The sequence below is a fragment of the Enterobacter sp. MGH 37 genome (assembly GCF_000534515.1).
In the GTDB taxonomy this organism is placed as follows: Bacteria; Pseudomonadota; Gammaproteobacteria; order Enterobacterales; family Enterobacteriaceae; genus Enterobacter; species Enterobacter kobei.
In genome coordinates, this window is record NZ_KI973205.1 from 2,556,262 (window position 1) to 2,581,336 (window position 25,075).

22 protein-coding genes are annotated in these 25,075 nt (G+C 56.2%); 11 read left to right on the forward strand and 11 right to left on the reverse strand.

Annotated elements, in window-relative coordinates; all coding sequences use genetic code 11:
* Window positions 1-52 precede the first annotated feature (52 nt).
* The 5 genes from L383_RS11700 to dapA all read right to left on the reverse strand — a co-directional run bounded on the left by L383_RS11700 (window position 53) and on the right by dapA (window position 5,741).
* Window positions 53-1,999: a tRNA(Met) cytidine acetyltransferase TmcA gene (locus L383_RS11700; RefSeq protein ID WP_023331049.1), complete on the reverse strand. Its 1,947-nt coding sequence runs from the start codon at window positions 1,997-1,999 to the stop codon at window positions 53-55.
* Window positions 1,999-2,868: a KPN_02809 family neutral zinc metallopeptidase gene (locus L383_RS11695; RefSeq protein ID WP_023331050.1), complete on the reverse strand. Its 870-nt coding sequence runs from the start codon at window positions 2,866-2,868 to the stop codon at window positions 1,999-2,001. Before L383_RS11695 ends, L383_RS11700 begins: the two co-directional genes overlap by 1 nt.
* Window positions 2,869-2,988: 120 nt before the next feature.
* Window positions 2,989-3,702, reverse strand: coding sequence for a phosphoribosylaminoimidazolesuccinocarboxamide synthase (purC, locus tag L383_RS11690; RefSeq protein WP_008501631.1), 714 nt, complete (start codon window positions 3,700-3,702; stop codon window positions 2,989-2,991).
* 109 nt (window positions 3,703-3,811) lie between these two features.
* On the reverse strand, window positions 3,812-4,846 hold the full coding sequence (gene bamC / locus L383_RS11685; RefSeq protein ID WP_014884765.1) for an outer membrane protein assembly factor BamC: 1,035 nt from the start codon (window positions 4,844-4,846) through the stop codon (window positions 3,812-3,814).
* A gap of 16 nt (window positions 4,847-4,862) precedes the next feature.
* Complete coding sequence (dapA, locus tag L383_RS11680) at window positions 4,863-5,741, reverse strand: 4-hydroxy-tetrahydrodipicolinate synthase (protein ID WP_014884766.1); 879 nt, start codon at window positions 5,739-5,741, stop codon at window positions 4,863-4,865.
* 145 nt (window positions 5,742-5,886) lie between these two features.
* On the opposite strand from dapA, the gene L383_RS11675 reads away from it, so the two are divergent.
* Together L383_RS11675 and bcp are read left to right on the forward strand one after the other, a co-directional pair.
* On the forward strand, window positions 5,887-6,456 hold the full coding sequence (locus L383_RS11675; RefSeq protein WP_014884767.1) for a glycine cleavage system transcriptional repressor: 570 nt from the start codon (window positions 5,887-5,889) through the stop codon (window positions 6,454-6,456).
* On the forward strand, window positions 6,456-6,926 hold the full coding sequence (gene bcp, locus L383_RS11670) for a thioredoxin-dependent thiol peroxidase (protein ID WP_014884768.1): 471 nt from the start codon (window positions 6,456-6,458) through the stop codon (window positions 6,924-6,926). Before L383_RS11675 ends, bcp begins: the two co-directional genes overlap by 1 nt.
* Window positions 6,927-7,021: 95 nt before the next feature.
* Here bcp and L383_RS11665 read toward each other — a convergent pair whose 3' ends face one another.
* Window positions 7,022-8,086: an AI-2E family transporter gene (locus tag L383_RS11665; RefSeq protein WP_014884769.1), complete on the reverse strand. Its 1,065-nt coding sequence runs from the start codon at window positions 8,084-8,086 to the stop codon at window positions 7,022-7,024.
* 221 nt (window positions 8,087-8,307) lie between these two features.
* Here L383_RS11665 and bepA point away from each other — a divergent pair, with 221 nt between their 5' ends.
* Window positions 8,308-9,771: a beta-barrel assembly-enhancing protease gene (gene bepA, locus L383_RS11660; RefSeq protein WP_014884770.1), complete on the forward strand. Its 1,464-nt coding sequence runs from the start codon at window positions 8,308-8,310 to the stop codon at window positions 9,769-9,771.
* Between the two features lie 13 nt (window positions 9,772-9,784).
* The gene (arsC, locus tag L383_RS11655) at window positions 9,785-10,141 is read left to right on the forward strand and encodes an arsenate reductase (glutaredoxin) (protein WP_023331051.1); all 357 of its coding nucleotides are present in this window, start codon (window positions 9,785-9,787) and stop codon (window positions 10,139-10,141) included.
* Here the strand turns inward: arsC and L383_RS11650 are convergent.
* The gene (locus tag L383_RS11650; RefSeq protein WP_023331052.1) at window positions 10,138-10,962 is read right to left on the reverse strand and encodes a transcriptional regulator; all 825 of its coding nucleotides are present in this window, start codon (window positions 10,960-10,962) and stop codon (window positions 10,138-10,140) included. The genes arsC and L383_RS11650 overlap by 4 nt on opposite strands.
* Window positions 10,963-11,108: 146 nt before the next feature.
* Here L383_RS11650 and celB point away from each other — a divergent pair, with 146 nt between their 5' ends.
* From celB to L383_RS11635, 3 genes are read left to right on the forward strand one after another with little or no spacing between them, the layout of a single operon-like run.
* Window positions 11,109-12,428 carry a PTS cellobiose transporter subunit IIC gene (celB, locus tag L383_RS11645; protein WP_023331053.1) on the forward strand — a complete coding sequence of 440 codons (1,320 nt, stop codon included), beginning with the start codon at window positions 11,109-11,111 and terminating at the stop codon, window positions 12,426-12,428.
* A 3-nt stretch (window positions 12,429-12,431) separates the two neighbouring features.
* Window positions 12,432-13,388 carry a N(4)-(beta-N-acetylglucosaminyl)-L-asparaginase gene (locus L383_RS11640; RefSeq protein ID WP_014884773.1) on the forward strand — a complete coding sequence of 319 codons (957 nt, stop codon included), beginning with the start codon at window positions 12,432-12,434 and terminating at the stop codon, window positions 13,386-13,388.
* Window positions 13,388-14,806: a leucyl aminopeptidase family protein gene (locus L383_RS11635; protein WP_023331054.1), complete on the forward strand. Its 1,419-nt coding sequence runs from the start codon at window positions 13,388-13,390 to the stop codon at window positions 14,804-14,806. Before L383_RS11640 ends, L383_RS11635 begins: the two co-directional genes overlap by 1 nt.
* A gap of 80 nt (window positions 14,807-14,886) precedes the next feature.
* Here L383_RS11635 and L383_RS11630 read toward each other — a convergent pair whose 3' ends face one another.
* From L383_RS11630 to L383_RS11615, 4 genes are all read right to left on the reverse strand, one after another.
* Window positions 14,887-15,588: a DnaA inactivator Hda gene (locus tag L383_RS11630; protein WP_213391105.1), complete on the reverse strand. Its 702-nt coding sequence runs from the start codon at window positions 15,586-15,588 to the stop codon at window positions 14,887-14,889.
* A 95-nt stretch (window positions 15,589-15,683) separates the two neighbouring features.
* Entirely contained in the window at window positions 15,684-16,973 is a 1,290-nt protein-coding gene (uraA, locus tag L383_RS11625; protein WP_014884776.1) for a uracil permease, read from the reverse strand.
* An 83-nt stretch (window positions 16,974-17,056) separates the two neighbouring features.
* Window positions 17,057-17,683 (reverse strand): uracil phosphoribosyltransferase, encoded by a 627-nt coding sequence (gene upp, locus L383_RS11620; RefSeq protein WP_008501641.1) that lies wholly within the window; start codon window positions 17,681-17,683, stop codon window positions 17,057-17,059.
* A 216-nt stretch (window positions 17,684-17,899) separates the two neighbouring features.
* Window positions 17,900-19,330, reverse strand: coding sequence for a 6-phospho-beta-glucosidase (locus tag L383_RS11615; RefSeq protein WP_023331056.1), 1,431 nt, complete (start codon window positions 19,328-19,330; stop codon window positions 17,900-17,902).
* Between the two features lie 266 nt (window positions 19,331-19,596).
* Here L383_RS11615 and purM point away from each other — a divergent pair, with 266 nt between their 5' ends.
* From purM to ppx, 4 genes are all read left to right on the forward strand, one after another.
* Window positions 19,597-20,634, forward strand: a complete 1,038-nt coding sequence (gene purM, locus L383_RS11610) for a phosphoribosylformylglycinamidine cyclo-ligase (protein ID WP_023331057.1) — start codon at window positions 19,597-19,599, stop codon at window positions 20,632-20,634.
* The gene (purN, locus tag L383_RS11605) at window positions 20,631-21,272 is read left to right on the forward strand and encodes a phosphoribosylglycinamide formyltransferase (RefSeq protein ID WP_023331058.1); all 642 of its coding nucleotides are present in this window, start codon (window positions 20,631-20,633) and stop codon (window positions 21,270-21,272) included. Before purM ends, purN begins: the two co-directional genes overlap by 4 nt.
* Window positions 21,273-21,472: 200 nt before the next feature.
* Window positions 21,473-23,533: a polyphosphate kinase 1 gene (gene ppk1 / locus L383_RS11600; RefSeq protein ID WP_014884780.1), complete on the forward strand. Its 2,061-nt coding sequence runs from the start codon at window positions 21,473-21,475 to the stop codon at window positions 23,531-23,533.
* A 3-nt stretch (window positions 23,534-23,536) separates the two neighbouring features.
* Entirely contained in the window at window positions 23,537-25,075 is a 1,539-nt protein-coding gene (gene ppx, locus L383_RS11595; protein WP_014884781.1) for an exopolyphosphatase, read from the forward strand.

Consider the following 25,075-nt stretch of genomic DNA (forward strand, 5'->3'; position numbering starts at 1 on the left):
GCAGGATTTTACGCCTATGCGGGGTAATGACCATGCCACTTTACTGAAGAAGTCATTGAAAAAATTGCCATTGCAAAATGTCTGCTTTCAACTGCTGACAGCGCGAATAATCAAGGCTCTCAAGCGCTTGCGCGGTTTCTTCGCGAAGCTTTGCCAGTAACGCTTTTCGCCCGACCGCTTCGCTTCTCCCCTCGATTTTCCCGCGCAGCGCCGGAAGCGACATATCTGTGGCTAACAGCAACCGCGTCAGCGCGGCTACCGAGGTTGAAAACGCCCGGTGCGCAAAAGCAAACCCCGCCAGCTCCAGCCAGTCGTCACTATTAAGGGTAGCTTCCCAGGCATCAGTCACCGGGATCTTTTCGCCATTCCAGGCCGACAGGACGCGCATATCGCGGCATAAACGCCGATGTGCCTGCGTACACAGTTGATGCCCGGCTTCGCTCTGCGGCAGCAGCGCCATCGCCGTGTAACACCCGCTGCTGGCTTCCCGATGGCTGCCCATTCGCACCAGCACAAACCCGCACCGCTGCCAGAAACGCCACAGCTCGTCGGTATAACCAAAACTCACGGAGAGATAATCTTCACCGCTGGCGTTCAGGATCAGCCGCTGACCAATGCCTTCCCGCTGACGACGGGGATGAACCGCAATGCGGCTAATCCGTCGGCCTTTCAGCGTCGCCGCAAGAGGCGTTCCGCCGTGCGCCGCCAGCGACTGCGCCACAAGGTTCCCTCGTGGACGACGAGAGCCCGCCCACACCGCCCGGCTGAGTTCGGGGGACAATCCGCCCTCGTCCACCAGCCAGAGCGCGCCCGCAATATCAGCCCCCGCGTCCGCAACCGCAAAGTGCTGGCCGGGGGCGTCCATCATCCGGCGTAAATCGAGCGGTGAGGTCCGGTAGTGGGCAGCACAGAGCAGTTCATAAACGCTTGCCACTCGTGCCGGGTCGCTCTCCCACTCTTGTGGCTCCAGAGACCTTACAGACACCTCACCTTCCGGTTTGTGGTCGATAAGCGCATCGTCAAACAGCAGCGTATTCGCCACGATCCGTTCAAGCGGACATCCGGCCGCCCAGCGAATTGGGGTGGATAAGGTATAACGCTGCAGCCCACTGAACCGGGCGCAGAACTTCAGCAGAAATCCCCTGCCCGTCCCTTCGTAACCCTGAACCGTAGTGGTCAGTAATACGCGGGGAAAACGTGTCACCAGCTTCTCCAGCAGCGGGCCTGGGATGGCTGCCGCTTCATCGACAATCAGCCAGTCGGCCTGCAGCGTGGAGTCCAGCAGTGCATCGGGTGCCATAAAGTGAAAACGCTCGCCCGCGAAACGCGCGATGACATCTGCTGCGCCTTTCGCCGGGGCCGTCACCACCGCACTCCCCTGGATGCTGCCCAGCAGCATCCCCGCCAGCGCTGACTTTCCGCGTCCGCGAGGTGCCGTCACGGCAGCGATGCCCGCAGGCATGACCAAAAGCGCGTCGAGGATCGCCGCCTGCTCACGCTGCGGCTCGCCGCTGGCAGGCTGCCAGGCGGGTAAATCTGGCGCAGCGGGAAGCGTCAGGGGATGATGCTGTTGCCAGACGATCGCATCCGTATCGGCGGCAAGCGTCCGGCAAAAATGGTGAACAAAGTGCGGGGTAGCGATCGGCTCTGCGCTGTCACTCCAGCGCACAGAATCGCTGTCTGGCCTGTCGGCCCAGCCAGAGAACGGTGGTACTCGCAGTACGAGGAGGCTCCCGGCGCGCAACGTTCCGCTGAGTGCGGCGAATGCGGAGACGTCAAACCCGGCATGCGCGTCAAACACAGCATGCAGGTATTCGCGTCCCAACAGTCCGCCGATGGCTTTAGACGGGTTTTCATTCAGCCACAGCCAGTCTCCCGGTAAAGCATCACGCAGGGCGGTGGCCTGGCTCAGCGTCCACGGCTCATCGCCCGTGAGCACCACCAGACGGCGGTGCCCGGTTCGCTCAAGCTCGCGTATCAGATGTGCAAACGACACCATCACATGGCTTTGCCGAAGGTATTACACTGGGCAGGATCACCGCTGTCAAAACCGCGTTTAAACCAGCTGTAACGCTGTTGCGACGTACCGTGAGTGAAGCTGTCCGGCACGACGCGTCCCTGGCTTTGCTGCTGAAGACGGTCATCGCCGATGGCCTGCGCCGCGTTTAATGCCTCTTCAAGATCGCCGGATTCCAGTACGCCCTGCTGCTGCATGCTGTGCCCCCAGACGCCTGCGAAGCAGTCCGCCTGCAGTTCCATCTTGACGGAAAGACGATTCACTTCAGCCTGAGACGCATTTTGCTGAAGCTGACGCACTTTTGGCTCAATGCCCAGCAGCTTCTGCACATGGTGCCCGACTTCATGCCCGATCACGTAGCCCTGGGCAAAATCACCGTCAGCGCCAAGCTTGCGTTTCATGTCATCGTAAAAAGAGAGATCGATATAGACGGTGCCATCTGCCGGGCAGTAGAACGGCCCCATCACAGATTGACCGGTACCACATCCGGTGCGGGTTGCGCCCCGGTACATCACCAGTTTCGGCTGCTGATAGGTGCGCCCCATCTTCTCGAACTGCTGACCCCATGTATCTTCAGTGGTCGCGAGAATAACGGAGGTAAATTTGGCCGCTTCATCTTCGTTCGGGCTGATGGAGCGCGGAGACTGTGGTTGCTGTTGCAGCGGCTGACCGGTCATCAAACCGGTGAGGTCGACCCCGTAATAGCCTGCGACCAGTACCACAATCAGCAGGATGAGACCGCCCTTGCCGCTGGGTAGCCGAAAGCCGGGCCCCCCCATTGAAGGACCGCCGCCGCCATCACTGCGCCTGTCTTCTACATTGTCACTTTCACGACGCCCTTGCCAGCGCATAACCACCTCGAACTATTCCATTAATAATAGCTATGATCGTAGGCGGTTAACGGCAAGATTACCATAGGAAACAAAGGTAAGACGCCAAAGGATGCAAACATCCTTTGGCAAGTGAGGGAGTTAGTCGAGCTTAACGCCTAAACGGTGAGCAACCGCTTCATAGGCTTCAATCAGGCCACCCAGGCTCTGACGGAAACGGTCTTTGTCCATTTTATCCAGGGTTTCTTTGTCCCACAGGCGGCTACCGTCCGGGGAGAACTCATCACCCAGCACCACTTCGCCTTTGAACAGACCGAACTCCAGCTTGAAGTCGACGAGGATCAGGCCCGCATCGTCAAACAGCTTTTTCAGCACGTCGTTGGCTTTGTAGGTCAGCTCTTTCATGCGCGCCAGGTTCTCTTTATTGACCCAGCCGAAGGTTTCGCAGTAGGAATCATTGACCATCGGATCGTGCATGGCATCGTTTTTCAGGAACAGGTCGAACAGCGGTGGATTCAGTTCGATACCTTCTTCAATACCCAGACGCTTCACCAGGGAGCCCGCTGCACGGTTACGAATAACGCACTCAACCGGAACCATATCCAGTTTTTTCACCAGACATTCCGTATCGGACAGCAACGCTTCCATCTGAGTCGGGATACCCGCTTCGGCCAGTTTGGTCATAATGAAGTGGTTGAACTTGTTGTTCACCATGCCTTTACGATCGAACTGCTCAATGCGCGCGCCATCCCCTGCTGACGTATCATTGCGGAACTCGAGCACCAACAGATCCGGGTTTTCCGTGCTGTATACGGTCTTCGCTTTGCCACGATACAACTCAGCTTGCTTCTGCATCTTCATTACTCCTGGTGTGATGATTTGTGTTCAAAACTGGGCATATTATGCCACGCACACGTTTGCGTAGCACGAAAATAAAAAGGGCGGGATTAACCCGCCCTCGTATTTATTTGCTGAATGCTGCCTGGAAGACAGCGACCAGCGCATCGTTCTGCGACTGGGTCAGCGTGTGACCTTTTGGATCGATAAACTGCAGACTACTGCGGTTATCAAGGTCGCCTACCTGAATCTTGTAATCACCGGAGGCAAGCTGAGGATCTTTGGCGCCCAGCTCCAGCCATGCACTGTCGGACAGTGGCTTATAGGTTGCCGTCATGCTACCGGTTGAACGGGTGCTGTCGGTCACTTTCATGCCCACTTTTTCCAGCGTCGCTGGCAGACGCTGCCAGGTCTGGTTAAACGGTGCACGCACCACCAGCATTGGCAGGCCGGTATCGTCCGCGCCGCTCTGAACGTCGAAGGTGACGCCGTTACGGCTCTGCGCCGCATTTGCGGCATCAGTCGCAGTCTTATCCAGACCCGCGGCAATCACGTTCAGCATTTCAGTGCTGTAACGCTGCAGGGAGGCGGCATCCGCAACCGGTTTGCCCGCCTGCTCCAGGTTTAACAGCTTAACGTTAACCGCCTGCTGATAACCCTGTGGTTTAACGGAGACTTGATAACGTCCACGGTACTGCTGATCTTCATCCAGCCGGTTCCACTCGATCCAGTCGGTGGTTAAGGTCTGGCTGGCGTCATCGCGTTTATCAATGGTGTAGTTCTTCGCCTGAATAACGCTCACCACCTGTGGCCACAGATTGCTTCCGCGCGCGCTTTCAACCAGCAGAGACGCCGTATCACCGGTGAACTGGGTACGCGCTCCGCTGACCAGCGCCAGAGGCTGAGCGGGTGGACGAATATCAAGCGCTTTACCCACCAGGCCACTGCCATTGGTGACGGGGATATTATAATCGCCGTTCTGAATCGGCAGGATCATACCAGCCGGTGCATGAAGTTCAGCAAGCGGGGTCGCATCCAGATAGGATTCATCACCGCTCACCTGGCGCTTGTAGCGCGAGTCTGAACTACAGGCAGCGAGCAGCATAACAAGCGAAACACTCGCAACCTTCGCCAGGCGCGACTTCTGTACTGAATAAGCCATCAAATCTCCCTAAACTTTACAGCAAACCGGCATGCTTCAGCGCTGCCCTGACGATGTCGCGACCGTGGTCGGTAATCGGTGTCATTGGCAAACGCAGCGTATCGGATGCTACAAGTCCCAACTCCTTACACGCCCATTTCACGGGGATCGGATTGGGTTCGACAAATAATTTATTGTGCAGCGGCATCAGGCGCTGGTTAATGACGCGTGCCTCATCAAAGTGACCGGCTGCGGCCAGTTTGCACATTTCAGCCATATCGCGCGCCGCAACGTTTGACGTTACGGAGATCACGCCATGACCACCGAGCTGCATAAAGTCCAGCGCGGTCGCATCATCACCACTCAACAGGATAAAGTCGTCTGAAACCAGCTCTTTGATCTGATGAACGCGGCTTAAGTTCCCTGTCGCCTCTTTAATACCGATAATATTTTTTACTTCCGAGAGACGACCAACGGTTTCCGGCAGCATATCGCAGCCAGTACGGGACGGCACATTATACAGAATTTGTGGCAAGTCAGTATGTTCAGCGATGGCTTTGAAGTGCTGGAACAAACCTTCCTGGGTAGGACGGTTGTAATAAGGGGTCACCGTCAGACAGCCTACGATGCCGCTGTCATTAAAACGTTTGGTCAGGCTGATCGCTTCTGCGGTTGCATTAGCGCCTGTCCCCGCGATGACCGGAATACGTCCGTCAGCCAGCTCCAGGGTCAGCATAACCACATCGCCATGCTCTTCGTGGCTCAGCGTTGCAGATTCACCGGTAGTCCCTACCGAAACGATCGCCGAGGTTCCATTGGCGACATGGTAATCAATCAGCTTCTTCATGCTAGACCGGCAGACGTTACCTTTTTCATCCATCGGTGTTACAAGCGCGACAATACTTCCCGTGAACATGAGCCATCCTCTGTGCGAACAAGAGCCTCAATGGTACGTTTGGAACTGTAATAAAAGCAAGCGACCTGAGGCCCTCAGGCGGTTGTATGCATGTTTTTTTTATGCTTTCCTTAGGAAGACTTAACCATGCAAAGGAAGAACAGGTTTGACAACCTCATCACAACATTACCTGGTTATCACTGCGCTGGGTGCCGACAGGCCGGGTATCGTGAACACCATCACCCGTCACGTGAGCAGCTGCGGCTGTAATATCGAAGACAGCCGTCTGGCAATGCTCGGCGAAGAGTTCACGTTTATCATGCTGCTGTCCGGAACATGGAATGCCATTACCCTTATTGAATCCACCCTGCCGTTGAAAGGCGCGGAGCTGGATTTGCTGATCGTGATGAAACGCACTACCGCGCGCCCGCGCCCGGCCATGCCCGCTACCGTCTGGGTGCAGGTTGAAGTCACTGATTCCCCGCATCTGATCGAGCGTTTTACCGCGCTGTTCGACAGCCATCAGATGAACATTGCCGAGCTCGTTTCCCGCACGCAACCGGGCGACGAGAGCACCGTTCCCACGCTCTTTATTCAAATCACTGCACACAGCCCTGCCTCACAGGATGCGTCAAATATCGAGCAAGCGTTCAAAGCCCTCTGTACAGAATTAAACGCGCAGGGCAGTATAAGCGTCGTCAATTATTCGCAGCACGAACAGGATGGAGTTGAGTAATGAATCCACTGAAAGCCGGTGACATCGCACCGAAATTTAGCTTACCGGATCAAGACGGTGAGCAAGTAAATTTGACCGACTTCCAGGGACAGCGTGTTCTGGTCTATTTCTACCCGAAAGCCATGACCCCCGGCTGCACCGTACAGGCCTGCGGCTTACGCGATAACATGGACGACTTGAAAAAAGTCGGTGTGGAAGTGCTGGGTATCAGCACCGATAAACCAGAAAAGCTGTCACGATTTGCGGAAAAAGAGCTGCTGAACTTTACGCTCCTTTCCGACGAAGACCACCAGGTTTGCGAGCAGTTTGGCGTCTGGGGTGAGAAAACGTTTATGGGTAAAACCTATGACGGCATTCACCGCATCAGCTTCCTGATTGACGCTGACGGTAAAGTTGAACATGTGTTTGACGACTTCAAAACCAGTAATCACCACGACGTGGTGTTGAACTGGCTGAAAGCAAACGCCTGATCAACAGCAAAAAGGCAACGTCAGTTGCCTTTTTTAATGTTTGCTCCCTCTCCCGTGGGAGAGGGTTGGGGTGAGGGCATCAGCCCGCACAAAATCTACTTCTCTTCCACCGCCGGTACATCCGGCCATGCGTGCACCACCGCTTTAATCAGCGTGGCCAGCGGAATCGCAAAGAACACGCCCCAGAACCCCCACAGCCCGCCGAAAATTACCACGGATAAGATAATCACCAGCGGATGCAGGTTTACCGCTTCGGAGAACAGCACCGGTACCAGCAGGTTCCCGTCCAGCCCCTGAATAATCAGGTACACCGCGAAGCAGCTCCAGAACTCCGTCCCCAGACCAAACTGGAACAGCGCGACGCCCACCACCGGAATGGTGACCACAAACGCGCCGATGTACGGAATCAGGACCGAGAATCCCACCAGCACGGCCAGCAGCAGCGAGTAGTTGAGGCCGAAGATCACGAAACCAATCCAGGTTGCTACCCCCACCACCATCATCTCCAGCACCTTGCCGCGAATGTAGTTAGTGATCTGCTGGTTCATCTCTTCCCAGACCTGCCCCGCCAGCCCGCGGTTGCGCGGCAAAATACGCCGCACGGCGTTAAGCATCTGGTCTTTATCTTTGACCAGGAAGAAAACCATCAGCGGCACGAGCACGAGGTAAACGGCCAGAGTGAGCAGCCCCACCAGTGAGGCCAGCGAATATTTCACCACCGAGTCGCCCATCGTCATGATGCGGGCACGCATGTTTTCCGCCATCGCGTCGATGATACCGGCGTCCATCAACGCGGGATAACGGCGCGGCAGGGTGGCGGCGAAATCAGAGAGCTTATTCAACATGCCGGGCATATCGCGGATCAGGTAGATCCCCTGCTGCCAGGCCACGGGCATCACCACGAAGGCCATCAACAGCAGAATGCCGACAAACAGCACCAGGACGATGCTTGCCGCCCAGCGACGAGAACAACCGATATGTTCCAGGCGCGCCGTTGGCCACTCCAGCAGATACGCCAGCACAATCGCCACCAGCAGAGGCGCGAGAAGGCCGCTGAAGAAGAACAGAATACCGAATCCGGCAACCAGAATAACCAACAAAGCAATGGCTTCCGGGTCACTGAACCGACGCCGGTACCACTGCATTAACATTTCGAGCATACAACCCTTCCCTGAATCGAATGGCGGGAGTGAGACGGTGAATTGTATCTAACTGTCACAAAAAAGACTTTCGCTTTTTGTATCCCTGTCACAATCCGCAAAAGCCTGATGAATGGGATTTTCTTCATGCTGTAACACAGCTACACTCGCAGGGCAGCAGAGATGAACGATATGGCGGTTCATCGGTCAAATTAGCACATCCAACATACAGGACAGTGGTTATGTTCAGGCAGTTGAGAAAAACACTGGTTGCAACACTGATTGCCGCAGTGACGGTCGGTCAGGTGTTGCCCGCTTTCGCTGACTCGTCCGACTCATTGCCGGACATGGGCACCACAGCAGGAAGCACGCTCTCTATCGGGCAAGAGATGCAAATGGGCGATTACTATGTTCGCCAGCTGCGCGGCAGCGCCCCGCTGATTAACGATCCTTTGCTGGTACAGTATATTAACGGGCTGGGGATGCGTCTGGTGGCGCACGCCGACTCGGTCAAAACGCCCTTCCATTTCTATTTAATCAATAACGACGAAATTAACGCCTTCGCCTTCTTTGGCGGGAACGTGGTGCTGCATTCGGCATTATTTCGCTACTCTGACAACGAAAGCCAGCTGGCTTCAGTGATGGCGCACGAAATTTCACACGTCACCCAGCGCCACCTGGCGCGTGCAATGGAAGACCAGAAGCGCAATGCCCCGCTCACCTGGGTGGGCGCGCTGGGTTCTATTCTGCTCGCAATGGCCAGCCCACAGGCGGGGATGGCGGCACTGACCGGTACGCTGGCCGGAACGCGTCAGGGGATGATCAGCTTCACCCAGCAAAACGAACAGGAAGCGGACCGTATCGGCATTCAGGTTTTACAGCGTTCGGGCTTTGACCCGCAGGCCATGCCGAGCTTCCTGGAAAAACTGCTCGATCAGGCACGTTACTCTTCCCGTCCCCCGGAAATTTTACTCACCCACCCGTTACCGGAAAGCCGTTTGTCGGATGCCCGTAACCGTGCCAACCAGATGCGCCCGGTCGTCGTGCAGTCGTCTCAGGACTTCTACATGGCGAAAGTGCGGACGCTCGGCATGTACAACTCCGGGCGTAACCAGCTTACCAGCGATCTGCTGGACACCCTGGCGAAAGGCAACGTGCGTGAAAAAAACGCCGCGCAGTATGGCCAGGCATTACAGGCGATGGAAGCCAGCAAATACGACGACGCGCGTAAAGCGCTGCAGCCCCTGCTGGCCGCAGATCCGAATAACCCGTGGTATCTCGATCTCTCGACGGATATCGATCTGGGGCAGAAGAAAACCACCGATGCGATTAACCGCCTGAAAGGGGCGAAAGACATACGCACCAACCCGGTGCTACAGCTTAACCTGGCTAACGCTTACCTACAGGGCGGTCAGCCAGCGGAGGCTGTGACCATCCTGAACCGCTATACCTTTAACAATAAAGATGACCAGAACGGCTGGGAATTGCTCGCCCAGGCCCAGGGGCAACTGGGTAACCGCGATCAGGAACTGGCCGCGCGTGCTGAAGGCCTGGCACTGGCGGGTCGCCTCGATCAGGCGATTTCCTTGTTGAGCAGTGCCAGCTCGCAGGTCAAACTCGGCAGCCTGCAACAGGCCCGCTACGACGCGCGTATCGACCAGCTGCGTAGTCTGCAACAACGCTTTAAGCCGTACGAGAAGATGTAACCAAGGAGAAGTCATGACAGACGCGGTAAAAATTTATCATAACCCTCGCTGCTCCAAGAGCCGCGACACGCTCAGCCTGCTGAAGTCTAACGGTATCGACCCTGACGTGGTGTTGTATCTCGACACACCGCCGGACGCGCAGACGCTTCGTCAGCTGCTGCACATGCTGGGAATGGGCAGCGCGCGCGAACTGATGCGCCAGAAAGAGGATCTGTATAAGTCACTGAATCTGGACGACACGTACCTCAGCGAAGACCAGCTGATTCAGGCGATGGTTGACAATCCAAAGCTGATTGAGCGACCGATTGTGGTGGCAAACGGTAAAGCACGCATCGGCCGTCCGCCGGAAGATGTCCTCGAGATCCTCTAGTCCTTACGCCGCAGCGCTTCCAGAAACGCCTGCGGCGTACTTTCTCCCAGCTTTTTCTGCGTTTTACCCCGGTTATAAAACTCGCATAGCGTGATAACAACCTCTCCAGCCGGTTCATCATTAACTCGCGGAATAATATCCCGGAGCGGTAGCGCCACCTGCAGCGCATTGTGCTTGTGTGGATGAGCGTTAACAACAACGTCTTGTGCAGGCAGCGTCGGTTCAAAACCGAAAGTCTCAAGAGATTGTATATCAGCAGGGCAGGCCTCCAGCAGCGCGCGCGTCCAGGTAGTGAGCAACTGCGGTGAAAGACCCGCATAGAGCCGGGCATAACACCAGCCGCTCACCGGTTCGCGCGCCCAGAGCAGGTGTTGTTCGCCCCCATCATCCATATGCAGCGACAAAGGCTGATGATACAGCAGCAGCGTATGCGGCCTGATGCCAGCTTTCAGCGCCTTTTTTCCCTGTAACGAAGCCCCTTTTTGTTTCGCGGGTGCCGGTTTGAGATAGCGACTCAACGTTGCCCGTGAGACGGGGATGCCCAGGATGTCGTTAACTATCTGCAGCAATTCATCTAATGGCGCACCTGATATGTCGCGCAGAGCATTAACCAGTGCAACCTGCTCTTGTCTCAGCGCTTTGTGTATCACTTTTGGCGTAGTGTGGTTATCCGAAACCCGATCGCGGTTGCGCCAGCGCCTGACGGTAGTGACCGAGATCCCCAGCTCAACGGCCAGTTCCCGGTCGCTTTTATCAGACTGCTGAAGGTAGCGGCGGATGCGCGGCGTGGTGGTGGCATTGGCGTGCAGTTTGATTTCCATTCCAATCCTCCTGAAACCAATCTTATGAGATTTATATTATACAAGCGATTGCTTTGTGACCGATTTCACCTTTCGCTCACCGCGCTTCACTGATAATCCACAGACATAACATAAACAACACCCCTCAATCTTGTACGGAGTTCACAATGAACAATGTTCTGGGATTTCTTGAAGCAAAACTGATGCCGCTGGCGGCGAAAACGGCCCAGCAGCGCCATCTCGGGGCCATTCGTGGTGCCTACGTTTCATTCATGCCATTTATCATCGTCGGCTCCATTCTGCTCGTCATCTCGTCGTTCCCGAATCAAACCTATCAGCAGTTTATGTCTCAGGCCTTTGGTGAGAGCTGGAGCGCGATTATCGAAATTCCGTTCAATGCGGTCTTCTCCACCATGTCGCTGTTTATCAGCTTCCTGGTCGCCTTCCGCCTTGCCGAACACTATGGCGAGGACCGTATCTCCTGCGGCATCCTGGCATTGGTCGCATTTTTAATCCTGACGCCGTTTATCAAAGTGGCGGAAAACGGCGGCATTACCGTCATACCGGTAGAGTGGATTGGCAGCAAGGGGCTGTTTGTGGCGATGATCGGTTCGCTGCTGTGGACGGAACTGTTCTGCTGGCTGAAGCGCAAAAATCTGGTCATAAAAATGCCGGACGGCGTGCCGCCTGCGGTGCAGGAGTCCTTCGCGGCGCTGATCCCGGCCCTGCTTGTCATGATACTGGTGTTGGGTATCCGCATCATCTTCGAAAATACCCACTACAACACCATCCATCAGTTCATTTACGAGGTGGTCGCCACGCCGGTACGCCACTACGGCACCTCTTACTTTGGCGCGCTGATGACCGTATTCAGCATCACTATTCTGTGGTCAGTGGGGATTAACTCCGGCTCGATGATCAACGGCATCATTCGTCCGCTGTGGATGGAAAACCAGACCGATAACATCGCCGCCATTCAGGCGGGCACGACGCCGCCGCACATTATTACTGAACAGTTTTTTGACATGATCTGGATGGGGGGGGCGGGCGCCACGCTGTCGCTGGTGATTGCGATGCTGATTTTCGCCCGCAGTAAAAACATGCGCGAAGTGGCGCGCCTCGGCGCGGGGGCGTCGGTGTTTAACATTAACGAGCCGATCCTGTTTGGCCTGCCGGTGATCATGAACCCGATCATGCTTATTCCGTTCAACCTGGTGCCGCTGGTGCTGGCTACCGTGCAGTATGCGGCGATGAAAATTGGCGCGGTCGCCGTCACCACCGGGGTGTTTATCCCCTGGACGCTGCCACCGGTCATCAGCGGTTTTATCGTTACCGGGCACCTGAGCGGCAGCGTGATGCAGCTTATCAACCTGCTGATTGGCGCCATGTTGTACCTGCCTTTCATGCGTATCGTGGACAAACAGTACCGTGCTGCGGAGCTGAGCACGGTCACGCAAACTGACACCACCCTTGCAAAACAGGAGTAAAGCATGTGGGGAATTATCGCAACCTGGCGAATGGCGCTTGAAGGCGTAACGGAATCTGCATCTGCCCTGGCGGCGGGAAAACCGGTCTCAGCAGCGGTGGTGGATGCCGTCGCTGCCGTGGAAGACTTCCCGCTGTATAAATCCGTCGGCTATGGCGGGCTGCCTACCGAAAACGGCGAAGTCGAGCTGGATGCGGCGTACATGGACGGCGACACGCTGGCGTTCGGTGCCGTAGGAAATCTGGTGGATATCGCCAATCCGGTGCGCGTGGCGCACGCGCTGAGCCGCCAGCGCTACAACAGCCTGCTGGTCGGCCAGGGCGCACGTGAATGGGCACTGAGCCAGGGCTTTGCCGACAAAACCATGCTCACGGAGCGCGCCATGCAGCACTACCGCAAGCGCTGCCGCGAGACGCTGGATAAAGGCTTAAGCCCGTACGACGGACACGATACCGTCGGCATTATCGGTCTTGATAAGCAGGGTTCCATGAGCGTCGCCACCTCCACCAGCGGCCTGTTTATGAAAAAACGCGGCCGCATTGGGGATTCCCCTATTATCGGCTCCGGCTTTTACTGCGACAGCGAAACCGGTGCCGCTACCGCCACGGGCGTCGGTGAAGATCTGATGAAAGGCTGCACCAGCTACGAAATCGTTCGCCGGATGGCGCAAGGTATGTCGCCGCAGCAGGCCGCAGATTCAGTGGTGTTCGAGCTGGAAGATAAGCTGATGTCGCGCTTCGGTCGCGCGGGCGATCTCTCCGTGGTGTGCATGAATAACAAGGGCGAGTTCGGCGCCGCGACGAATATCAAAACCTTTTCGTTTGTGGTGGCGACGGCTCGACAGCCTCTCACCGTTTATCGCACAGAGCGTCTGCGGGAAAAAACGCATTATCACGCGGTAGACGATGAATGGATGCAGGCCTATGCCGCGCGGATCCGCGCCCCGATTGAGGAGTCATGATGATTACATATCAACTCATTACCGCACTTTCCGACGCAAAGCCGCAAAGCCATTTCATCGCCCGCACCGCCTGTGCGCATTTGCCGCAAACTGCGCTTATCGCGGAAATGCGCGAGTCCAGCGGCATCGCTGACGCCCGCTTTGGCTGCGCCCCTTTTGCCCGGATCACGCTGCTCCCGGATGCGCTCTGGCACGATAGCCTGACAGAAGGATTGCTCACGGCGCTGCGCCCGCTGCTGGCCTCACCCGTGAGTCCCGATGTGATGCTGGACGTGACAAATATCGACGACGTCGTGCTGGCGCAAGTGCTGCGTTTTCTCTTTAATCAGGCGCACCGGCTGAGCGATTTGCAGCTAAAGAAAACCGACGATGACGTCCGTATTGCGCATATCACCGCCTTCTGCCTGCCGGAACAACAGGCGAAGCTGGAGGGTGTTTTCCGCCAGCAGCAGGCTATCGCGCACGGCATGGTCGCGGCACGACGTCTGGCGGATATCCCCTCTGACCGGTGTACGCCGCAGTTTGTGGTAGAAGAGGCACTAAAGCTCTGCGCCCTCTTCCCCGCCCTGCGCTGCGAAGTGCTCAACGAAAAAGAGATTGTTGAGCACGGCCTGGGTCTACTGCACGCCGTCGGCAAAGGAGCCACCTGCCCGCCACGTCTGCTGGCGATGCATTATGATGGCACTCACGACGGCCCGGTGCGCTGCTATGTGGGAAAAGGCATCACCTTTGATACCGGCGGTCTGTGGCTGAAAGAAGGTGCGGGCATGTTCACCATGAAATATGACATGTGTGGGGCGGCTAACGTGCTGGGGCTGATGCTCACCGTGGCAGAGCTGGGATTACCCGTACGCATCATGGGCGTGCTGGCACTGGCAGAAAATGCCATCGGCCCCAATGCCATGCAGCCCGGCACGGTGGCAACAGCCTGCAACGGCACCACGGTTGAAATCAACAATACCGATGCTGAAGGTCGACTGGTGCTGGCGGATGCTATCGCCTGGGCCAGCCAGAGGCATCCGCAGGCGCGCTATATTATTGATATGGCGACCTTAACCGGTGCAGTCGTGAAGGCGCTGGGGTATGAGCTAAGCGGGCTAATGACGCAGGATGAACCGCTGCGCAGTACGCTGACGCAGGCAGGGAAACAGAGTGGCGACGAAGTGTGGTCCCTGCCGCTGGATGCGCGGTTGAAAAAGCAGACCGACAGCGCCATCGCCGATCTGTGCAACACGCCAACCAACAATGCGGCGATAAGCGCCTCGGCGGCGTGGTTGCTGCATCACTTCTGCCCGCCAACCATTCCGTGGGCGCATCTGGATATCAGCGGCACGGCGCTGTGGCGTGAAGGTGGACGGAGCGTGGCATCAGGACGGCCGATTCCACTTCTGGTAGAGCATCTGTTGGGGGATCTTTAGCCGGGTGGCGGCTACGCCTTACCCGGCCTACAAAGAGCACCTGTAGGCCCGGTAAGCGTAGCGCCACCGGGCGAAAACACTCAAAGCTTAAGGATATCTTTCACAAACGGAATGGTCAGCTTGCGCTGGGCGGTAATGGAAGCGCGATCGAGCTGATCGAGCGTATCGAACAGGGTGCGCATTTCCCTGTCCAGGCGCTTGAGCAGGAAACGGCCCACGTCTTCCGGCAGCTCAAAGCCACGCTGCCTTGCGCGCAGCTGTAATGCCTGAAGCTTATCTTCATCCGACAGCGGCTGGAGCTTGTAGATTTGCCCCCAGTCCAGACGTGACGCCAGATCCGGCAACCCAAGATTGAGCTGGCGCGGTGGACGATCGCCGGTGATCAGCAGTCGGGTTTTGCCCGACTCCAGAATGCGGTTATAGAGGTTAAAGATCGCCATTTCCCACGGCTCATCCCCCGCCACGCATTCGATATTATCGATGCAGACCAGGGAGAGATGTTCCATTCCCTCCAGCACGTCAGGCACGAACCAGGTACGTTTATCCAGCGGCACATAGCCTACCGCATCACCGCGCGCCGAAAGCTCCGCGCAGGCGGCATGCAACAGGTGGCTGCGCCCCGCGCCTTCGCGTGACCAGATATAGATGTATCCGCTGTGCTCCTGGCGCAGCACGTTTTGCAGTGCAGCCAGTAAAGAGGGGTTATCACCCGGCCAGAAACTCGCAAAAGTTTCATCGTCAGGGAGATAGAGTGGCAGAGAGAGCTGTGCCGGTCCGTTCAGAAGTACCTCAACCAGATCTTACGTAAAATCGAAACGGAGTTTAACACGGAACCAGCAAGGAGAGAACCGGGCGGATCGTCCACCCGGTTAAAGGATCAATGTGGCGCTTTTTCGCTTTCGTCAGCGTCCAGTACCACCTCTTCCGGGCGGATCACCGAGATCAGCTTGAAAATCAGGCTCAGGCCCACGCCGACGATGGTCGCCAGCGCCATGCCTTTCAGCTCGGCCGCACCGATGTGCACCTTCGCACCGCTCACGCCGATAATCAGAATGACCGAGGTGAGGATCAGGTTCTGCGCTTTGCTGTAATCCACTTTCGATTCAATCAGCACGCGAATCCCGGAGGCACCGATTACCCCGTACAGCAGCAGCGAGACGCCGCCCATGACCGGCACCGGGATGATCTGAATCGCTGCCGCCAGCTTACCCACGCAGGAGAGCAGAATGGCAATAATCGCCGCGCCGCCAATAACCCAGGTGCTGTAGACGCGGGTGATTGCCATCACGCCGATGTTCTCACCGTACGTGGTATTTGGCGTGGATCCGAAGAAACCGGAGATGATGGTGGAGAAACCGTTCGCAAACATGGAGCGGTGCAGACCCGGGTCGCGGATTAAATCACGCTTAACGATGTTCGCCGTTACCACCAGGTGGCCGACGTGCTCCGCAATCACGACCAGTGCGGCGGGCAGAATGGTGAAGATAGCAAACCACTCGAAGCGCGGGGTGTAGAAGGTTGGCAGCGCGAACCAGTGCGCCTCGGCAATCGGTGTGGTATCCACCACGCCCATCACGAAGGAGAGCGCATAGCCCGCCAGCACGCCGATCAGGATCGGGATAATCGCCATAAAGCCGCGGAACAGCACGGAGCCAAACACCGTCACGCCCAGCGTCACCATCGAGATAATGATGGTTTTAGAATCCGGCGATTGCCCGTCCGCAGGCAGCAGACCGGCCATATTCGCCGCCACGCCCGCCAGTTCGAGACCGATGACGGCAACGATTGCGCCCATCGCCGCAGGGGGGAACATCACGTCCAGCCAGCCGGTACCGGCTTTCTTCACAATGAAGGAGACCAGGCAGAACAGTACGCCACACATGATAAAGCCGCCCAGCGCCACTTCATAACCCAGCGGCAGCAGCAATAGCACCGGAGAGATAAAGGCGAAGCTCGACCCGAGATACGCCGGGATTTTGCCTTTACAGATAAAGAGGTACAGCAGCGTACCGATGCCGTTGAACAGCAGCACGGTAGCCGGGTTAATGTGAAACAGGATTGGCACCAGCACGGTTGCGCCAAACATGGCGAACAGGTGCTGCAAACTAAGCGGGATAGTCTGTAAAAGCGGCGGTCTTTCACTCACCCCGATAGCACGGCGCGTCATAATGTTTTCCTCTGAGTTTTGTTGTTGGTGTTTTATTCAAAAAAAAGCCGACTATCAAAGTCGGCTTTTTTATCGTTATTCGATTATTTCGTACCAAAGATCTTATCGCCGGCATCGCCGAGCCCCGGGATGATGTATCCGTGCTCGTTAAGACCCTGGTCGATAGAGGCGGTGTACAGCTCAACGTCCGGGTGCGCTTTTTCCAGCGCCGCGATCCCTTCTGGTGCCGCAACGAGTACCAGCACCTTAATGCTGCTGCAGCCCGCTTTTTTCAGCAGGTCGATGGTGGCGATCATTGAACCGCCGGTCGCCAGCATAGGGTCAACCACCAGCGCCATACGTTCGTCGATGTTGGACACCAGCTTCTGGAAGTAAGGAACCGGCTCCAGCGTCTCTTCATTACGGTAGATACCGACCACGCTGATGCGCGCGCTTGGTACGTGCTCCAGCACGCCTTCCATCATACCCAGACCGGCACGCAGGATAGGCACGACGGTAATTTTCTTCCCTTTGATCTGCTCAACCTGCACCGGGCCGTTCCAGCCTTCGATGGTGACTTTTTCCGTTTCCAGATCAGAGGTTGCTTCGTAGGTCAGCAGGCTGCCCACTTCAGAAGCCAGTTCGCGAAAACGCTTCGTGCTGATGTCATGCTCACGCATCAGGCCCAACTTGTGTTTAACGAGTGGGTGTTTCACTTCCACAATCTTCATTCTCTTTCTCCTCTGAGGTGGCATCCGCAAAAAAATCGCGGGATTATACCGCTTTTTTCGGATTGCGCCATACCCATCTTGCTTGACATATGTCAATCAAAGACAAAAAAGCCGGAGGCTGGGCTCCGGCTTGGGTGCGGGGTTCTGCCGGGTGGCGCTAACGCTTACCCGGCCTACACGTCCCGTAGGCCCGGTAAGCGCAGCGCCACCGGGCAATTATAGCTGCTCGCCGTTGCTCGCAATCACCTGCTTATACCAGTCGAAGGACTTTTTCTTGCTGCGGTTCAGCGTGCCGTTCCCTTCATTGTCTTTATCTACAAAGATAAAGCCGTAGCGTTTTTTCATTTCACCGGTGCCGGCAGACACAAGGTCGATACAGCCCCACGGGGTGTAGCCCATCAGGTCTACGCCATCTTCCACCACCGCTTTTTTCATCTCGCGGATGTGCGCAGAAAGGTAATCAATGCGGTACCGATCGTTTACCGTGCCGTCACTCTCCTGCACGTCAATCGCGCCAAAGCCGTTTTCAACAATGAACAGCGGCAGCTGGTAGTGATCCCAGAACCAGTTCAGGGAGTAGCGCAGCCCAACCGGGTCAATCTGCCAGCCCCAGTCGGATTTCTGCACATACGGGTTAGAGACCAGGCTCTTGCTCTCGTCGTAATCAAGATGCGGGTTGTCCGCCGTCGCCTTGGTGGCAAAGGACATGTAATAGCTGAAGCCAATATAATCAACGCACCCCTGGCGCAGCGCTGCTTTATCCTCGTCGGTGATATCCAGCGCGAACCCGCGACGTTCAAAGTAGTTGAGCAGATGCTGCGGGTACTTACCGCGGACGTGCACGTCGGTAAACCAGTAGCGACGGTGCATCGCATTCATCGCCATCATCATATCGTCCGGCGCGCAGGTCAGCGGATAGATAGGACACATAGCAATCATACAGCCGATCTGCAGCGACGGATTAATTTCGCGTCCCGCCTTCACCGCCAGGGCGCTGGCCACCAGCTCGTAGTGCGCGGCCTGGAACATGACCGGCTCACGGTCTTCACCCGGCGCATACTTCAACCCGGAGTTGGTGAACGGCGCAAAATCTTCGTGGAAGTTAGCCTGGTTGTTGATCTCATTGAAGGTCATCCAGTACTTCACTTTATGCTGATAGCGCTGGAAGACCACTTTTGCAAAACGAACGAAAAAGTCGATCAGCTTACGGTTGCGCCAGCCGCCGTATTCCGTCACCAGGTGGAAAGGCATCTCGAAGTGAGAAAGCGTAATAACCGGTTCGATGCCGTACTTCAGGCATTCGTCGAACAGATCGTCATAGAATTTCAGGCCAGCCTCATTAGGCTCCCGCTCGTCGCCTTTCGGGAAGATACGCGTCCAGGCGATGGAGGTACGGAAACATTTGAACCCCATCTCGGCAAAGAGTCTGATGTCTTCTTTATAACGATGGTAGAAATCAATGGCTTCATGGTTAGGGTAATTCTTCCCTTCCAGCACGCCGTTGGTGATTTCACGCGGTACGCCATGCGCACCCGCCGTCATGACGTCGGCAACGCTTACGCCCTTGCCGCCCTCTTTCCAGCCGCCTTCCAGCTGATGCGCCGCAACGGCACCACCCCACAGAAAATCTGCTTTAAATCCTGACATTCGCTTTCCCTCATTCTGCGTTATTTTCTGCAAAAACAATTACAGAAACCGGTTTCAGTTCGATGATGTGCAAAGGGGTTATCCGTTGCAAGCAGATCACCGAAACCGGTTTCATTTTCGTGAACAGAGTCAAGTTTGTTGCCCCGCAATGGCCAGAGAGAAAAAAAGATCCCTCCACCGAGAATAGGCTCGCAAACGTTTGCCTGGACTGTTAGAATTGCGCCGATTTTTCTTACTAGCTATGCAATCGCGTGGGGACTTGAGCCGTGACCAACAAAACTTCTCTCAGCTACAAAGATGCCGGTGTTGATATTGACGCAGGTAATGCGCTGGTTGACCGAATCAAAGGTGTGGTGAAAAAAACCCGCCGCCCGGAAGTGATGGGGGGTCTGGGTGGATTCGGCGCACTGTGCGCGCTGCCGCAAAAATATCGTGAACCTGTTCTGGTCTCGGGAACTGACGGCGTAGGTACAAAACTGCGCCTGGCGATGGATTTAAAACGTCACGACACGATCGGTATCGATCTGGTTGCGATGTGCGTGAATGACCTGGTGGTTCAGGGTGCAGAACCCCTGTTCTTCCTCGATTACTACGCGACCGGCAAACTGGATGTGGATACCGCAGCCAGCGTCATTAACGGTATCGCCGAAGGCTGTCTGCAGTCCGGCTGCGCGCTGGTGGGCGGTGAAACCGCGGAAATGCCTGGCATGTATCACGGCGAAGATTATGACGTCGCAGGCTTCTGCGTCGGTGTAGTAGAAAAATCAGAAATTATCGACGGCAGCAAAGTGGCTGATGGTGATGTGCTGATTGCGCTGGCTTCCAGCGGCCCACACTCCAACGGCTACTCTCTGGTGCGTAAAATTCTCGAAGTCAGCGGTTGCGACCCACAAACCACTGAGCTTGAAGGTAAACCGCTGGCTGACCATCTGCTGGCCCCGACCCGCATCTACGTGAAAAACGTGCTGGAGCTTATCGAGAACGTTGACGTTCACGCCATTGCCCACCTGACCGGCGGCGGCTTCTGGGAAAACATTCCGCGCGTCCTGCCGGATAACACCCAGGCGGTGATCGACGAATCCTCATGGCAGTGGCCGGCAGTCTTTAACTGGCTGCAGACCGCAGGCAACGTGAGTTCTCACGAAATGTACCGCACCTTTAACTGCGGCGTGGGCATGGTTATCGCCCTGCCAGCAAGCGAAGCCGATAAAGCGGTTAAGCTGTTGACCGAGAAAGGTGAAAACGCGTGGAAAATCGGTACGATTAAAGCCTCCGATTCCGAAGAGCGTGTGGTCATTGAATGAAAAACATTGTGGTGCTCATTTCCGGCAACGGAAGTAATTTGCAGGCCATCATAGACGCCTGCAAACAGAAGAAAATTAACGGCACCATTCGGGCAGTATTCAGCAACAAGGCCGACGCGTTCGGCCTTGAGCGCGCGCGGCAAGAGAGCATTCCCGCGCACGCGCTGGAGGCCAGCCAGTTCGCCGGGCGTGAAGCCTTCGACCGCGAACTGGTTCACGAGATTGATGCCTATGCACCGGACGTGGTCGTACTGGCGGGCTATATGCGTATTCTGAGCCCGGCGTTTGTCGAACACTTCGCCGGGCGACTGCTGAATATCCACCCTTCCCTGCTGCCAAAATATCCCGGCCTGCACACCCACCGTCAGGTGCTGGAAAATGGCGATGAGGAGCACGGTACCTCTGTGCATTTCGTCACTGACGAACTGGACGGTGGCCCGGTGATCCTGCAGGCGAAAGTCCCGGTCTTTGATGGCGACAACGAAGACGATGTGACCGAGCGCGTGCAAACCCAGGAACACGCCATCTACCCGCTGGTGGTCAGCTGGTTTGTTGACGGGCGTCTTGAAATGCGCGACGGTGCAGCCTGGCTGGACGGCGTTAAGCTTCCGCCTCAGGGTTATGCGGCCGAAGAGTAGTTTGTTATGTCGGGTGGCGCTACGCTTACCCGACTTCTTGCATTACCCGATATTGCCTCCCCCAACTCTCTAAAATCCCCAACAAAAAAAATAACTGTCATACTTTTCTGGCACTGTTGGACATATCGTGGAAATGCTCGCCATAATAAGGACGAGACGGATTTACCACGTCCTGTGATTGAACTGGAGTGTGAGCTGTAATGGGTCAGGAAAAGTTATATATCGAGAAAGAGCTAAGCTGGTTAGCATTTAACGAACGTGTACTCCAGGAAGCGGCCGACAAAAGTAACCCGCTGATCGAACGCATGCGTTTTTTGGGCATTTATTCCAACAACCTGGATGAGTTCTACAAGGTTCGCTTTGCCGAGCTGAAAAGACGGATCATCATCAGCGAAGAACAGGGCTTAAATTCTCACTCGCGTCATCTGCTGGGTAAAATCCAGTCCCGCGTGTTGAAAGCCGATCAGGAGTTTGACGGCCTGTATAACGAACTGCTGCTGGAGATGGCACGCAATCAAATCTTCCTGATTAACGAACGTCAGCTTTCCGTTAACCAACAAAACTGGCTGCGCCACTACTTCAAACATTATCTCCGCCAGCACATTACCCCGATTCTGATTAACCGCGAAACCGACCTGGTGCAGTTCCTGAAGGATGACTACACCTATCTGGCCGTGGAAATTATTCGCGGTGAGTCCATCAGTTACGCGCTGCTGGAGATCCCGTCTGACAAGGTGCCGCGCTTTGTGAACCTGCCGCCGGAAACCCCGCGCAGACGCAAGCCAATGATCCTGCTGGATAACATCCTGCGTTACTGTCTGGACGACATCTTCAAAGGCTTCTTCGACTACGATGCGCTAAACGCCTACTCGATGAAGATGACCCGTGACGCCGAATACGACCTGGTCCACGAGATGGAAGCCAGCCTGATGGAGCTGATGTCCTCCAGCCTGAAACAGCGCCTGACGGCCGAGCCGGTCCGCTTTGTTTACCAGCGCGATATGCCGGACGCCATGGTGGAGATGCTGCGCGAGAAACTGACCATTTCGCGCTATGACTCCATCGTACCCGGTGGCCGTTACCACAACTTTAAAGACTTCATTGGCTTCCCGAACGTTGGCAAAGCCAACCTGGTGAACAAGCCGCTGCCGCGCCTGCGCCATCTCTGGTTTGATAAATTCCGCAACGGGTTTGACGCCATTCGCGAACGTGACGTCCTGCTCTACTATCCGTACCACACGTTTGAACACGTGCTTGAACTGCTGCGTCAGGCCTCTTTCGACCCGAGCGTGCTGGCGATCAAAATCAACATCTACCGCGTGGCAAAAGATTCCCGCATCATCGACGCGATGATCCATGCGGCGCACAACGGCAAAAAAGTGACCGTGGTAGTAGAGCTGCAGGCACGTTTCGATGAAGAAGCCAACATTCACTGGGCGCGCCGCCTGACGGAAGCGGGTGTGCACGTCATCTTCTCCGCGCCTGGGCTGAAAATTCACGCCAAGCTGTTCCTGATCTCCCGTAAAGAGGGCGAAGACGTGGTGCGTTATGCCCACATCGGAACCGGGAACTTCAACGAGAAAACGGCGCGGATTTACACCGACTATTCGCTGCTCACCGCCGACGCCCGCATCACTAACGAAGTGCGCCGTGTATTTAACTTTATTGAGAACCCGTACCGCCCGGTGAGCTTTGACTATCTGCTGGTCTCGCCGCAGAACTCGCGCCGCCTGCTGTACGATATGATCGATAAAGAGATCGCCAATGCCCAGAAAGGTTTGTCATCTGGCATCACGCTGAAGCTTAACAACCTGGTCGATAAAGGTCTGGTGGACCGTCTGTATGCGGCGTCCAGCTCCGGCGTGCCGGTTAACCTGCTGATCCGCGGCATGTGCTCGCTGATCCCGGAACTGGAAGGCATCAGCGACAATATTCGCGTCATCAGCATTGTTGATCGCTACCTGGAACACGATCGGGTCTATATTTTCGATAATGCGGGTGATAAACAGGTCTATCTCTCTTCGGCAGACTGGATGACGCGCAATATTGACTATCGAATTGAAGTCGCGACCCCGCTGCTGGATCCGCGTCTGAAACAGCGTATCCTCGACATTATCGAGATCCTGTTCAGCGATACGGTGAAAGCGCGCTATATCGACAAAGAACTCAGTAACCGCTATGTACCGCGCGGCAATCGTCGTAAAGTGCGGTCGCAACTGGCGATTTACGACTATATCAAATCACTCGAGCAACCCGATTAACCTATGCCGATAAATGATAAGACCCCACGCCCGCAGGAATTCGCCGCGGTCGATCTTGGCTCTAACAGTTTCCACATGGTCATCGCCCGTGAGGTGGATGGCGCGCTGCAGATCATCGGTCGTCTGAAGCAGCGCGTACACCTGGCGGATGGTCTTGATGAACGCAGCATGCTGAGCGAAGAGGCGATGGAGCGCGGCTTAAACTGCCTGTCCCTGTTTGCTGAGCGCCTGCAGGGCTTCTCGCCTTCCAGCGTTTGCATTGTGGGGACTCACACGCTGCGCCAGGCGCTGAACGCCCCGGAGTTCCTCAAGCGAGCCGAAAAAGTGATCCCCTACCCGATTGAGATCATCTCCGGTAACGAGGAAGCGCGTCTGATTTTCATGGGTGTTGAGCACACCCAGCCGGAAAAAGGGCGCAAGCTGGTTATCGACATTGGTGGGGGTTCTACGGAACTGGTGATCGGCGAAGACTTTGAGCCGCGTCTGGTGGAAAGCCGCCGTATGGGCTGCGTCAGCTTCGCGCAGATGTATTTCCCGGGCGGCGCCATCACCCGTGAAAACTTCCAGCGGGCGCGTATGGCCGCGGTCCAGAAGCTGGAAAATCTGGCCTGGCAGTACCGTATTCAGGGCTGGAACGTGGCGCTGGGCGCGTCGGGTACCATCAAGGCGGCGCATGAAGTCCTGCTGGCGATGGGTGAAAAAGACGGGTTTATCACGCCTGAACGCCTGACCCTGCTGACCGAAGAAGTGCTGAAGCATAAAAGTTTTGACGCTCTTAGCCTGCCGGGTCTTTCTGACGAGCGTAAGGCGGTATTCGTACCGGGTCTGGCTATCCTCTGCGGCGTGTTTGATGCGCTTGCCATTAAGGAGCTGCGTCTCTCCGACGGTGCGCTGCGTGAAGGCGTGCTGTATGAGATGGAAGGCCGCTTCCGCCATCAGGACATTCGCAGCCGCACCGCGCAAAGCCTGGCCAACCAGTACAACATCGACCGCGAGCAGGCGAAGCGCGTGCTGGAAACAACGGTCCAGATGTACGAACAGTGGGAAGAACAGAATCCTAAGCTCGCGCACCCGCAGCTTGCCGCCCTGCTGAAATGGGCCGCGATGCTGCACGAGGTGGGGCTGAACATTAATCACAGCGGAATGCACCGCCATTCGGCCTATATTCTGCAAAACAGCGATCTGCCTGGCTTTAACCAGGAGCAGCAAACCATGATGGCGACGCTGGTGCGTTATCACCGCAAGGCCATCAAGCTCGACGATCTGCCGCGCTTCACGCTGTTCAAGAAGAAGCAGTTCCTGCCGCTCATCCAGCTGCTGCGTCTGGGCGTGCTCCTCAATAACCAGCGTCAGGCCACCACGACGCCGCCGACGCTGAAGCTGACAACCGACGATCACCACTGGACGCTGAGCTTCCCGCACGACTGGTTCAGCCAGAACGCGCTGGTCCTGCTGGATCTGGAAAAAGAGCAGCAGTACTGGGAAGCGGTCACCGGCTGGATGCTCAAAATCAAGGAAGAGAGCGCCGACGTCGCCGCATGA

Bases quoted from the DNA above. Each gene is read 5' to 3' on its own strand.
- L383_RS11635 (WP_023331054.1), top strand. From the start codon at position 13,388: ATGATTACATATCAACTCATTACCGCACTTTCCGACGCAAAGCCGCAA.
- bamC (WP_014884765.1), bottom strand. From the start codon at position 4,846: ATGGCTTATTCAGTACAGAAGTCGCGCCTGGCGAAGGTTGCGAGTGTT.
- celB (WP_023331053.1), top strand. From the start codon at position 11,109: ATGAACAATGTTCTGGGATTTCTTGAAGCAAAACTGATGCCGCTGGCG.
- bcp (WP_014884768.1), top strand. From the start codon at position 6,456: ATGAATCCACTGAAAGCCGGTGACATCGCACCGAAATTTAGCTTACCG.
- L383_RS11665 (WP_014884769.1), bottom strand. From the start codon at position 8,086: ATGCTCGAAATGTTAATGCAGTGGTACCGGCGTCGGTTCAGTGACCCG.
- purN (WP_023331058.1), top strand. From the start codon at position 20,631: ATGAAAAACATTGTGGTGCTCATTTCCGGCAACGGAAGTAATTTGCAG.
- purC (WP_008501631.1), bottom strand. From the start codon at position 3,702: ATGCAGAAGCAAGCTGAGTTGTATCGTGGCAAAGCGAAGACCGTATAC.
- dapA (WP_014884766.1), bottom strand. From the start codon at position 5,741: ATGTTCACGGGAAGTATTGTCGCGCTTGTAACACCGATGGATGAAAAA.
- L383_RS11640 (WP_014884773.1), top strand. From the start codon at position 12,432: ATGTGGGGAATTATCGCAACCTGGCGAATGGCGCTTGAAGGCGTAACG.
- uraA (WP_014884776.1), bottom strand. From the start codon at position 16,973: ATGACGCGCCGTGCTATCGGGGTGAGTGAAAGACCGCCGCTTTTACAG.
- arsC (WP_023331051.1), top strand. From the start codon at position 9,785: ATGACAGACGCGGTAAAAATTTATCATAACCCTCGCTGCTCCAAGAGC.
- ppx (WP_014884781.1), top strand. From the start codon at position 23,537: ATGCCGATAAATGATAAGACCCCACGCCCGCAGGAATTCGCCGCGGTC.
- bepA (WP_014884770.1), top strand. From the start codon at position 8,308: ATGTTCAGGCAGTTGAGAAAAACACTGGTTGCAACACTGATTGCCGCA.
- L383_RS11650 (WP_023331052.1), bottom strand. From the start codon at position 10,962: ATGGAAATCAAACTGCACGCCAATGCCACCACCACGCCGCGCATCCGC.
- L383_RS11615 (WP_023331056.1), bottom strand. From the start codon at position 19,330: ATGTCAGGATTTAAAGCAGATTTTCTGTGGGGTGGTGCCGTTGCGGCG.
- L383_RS11695 (WP_023331050.1), bottom strand. From the start codon at position 2,868: ATGCGCTGGCAAGGGCGTCGTGAAAGTGACAATGTAGAAGACAGGCGC.
- upp (WP_008501641.1), bottom strand. From the start codon at position 17,683: ATGAAGATTGTGGAAGTGAAACACCCACTCGTTAAACACAAGTTGGGC.
- L383_RS11700 (WP_023331049.1), bottom strand. From the start codon at position 1,999: ATGGTGTCGTTTGCACATCTGATACGCGAGCTTGAGCGAACCGGGCAC.
- ppk1 (WP_014884780.1), top strand. From the start codon at position 21,473: ATGGGTCAGGAAAAGTTATATATCGAGAAAGAGCTAAGCTGGTTAGCA.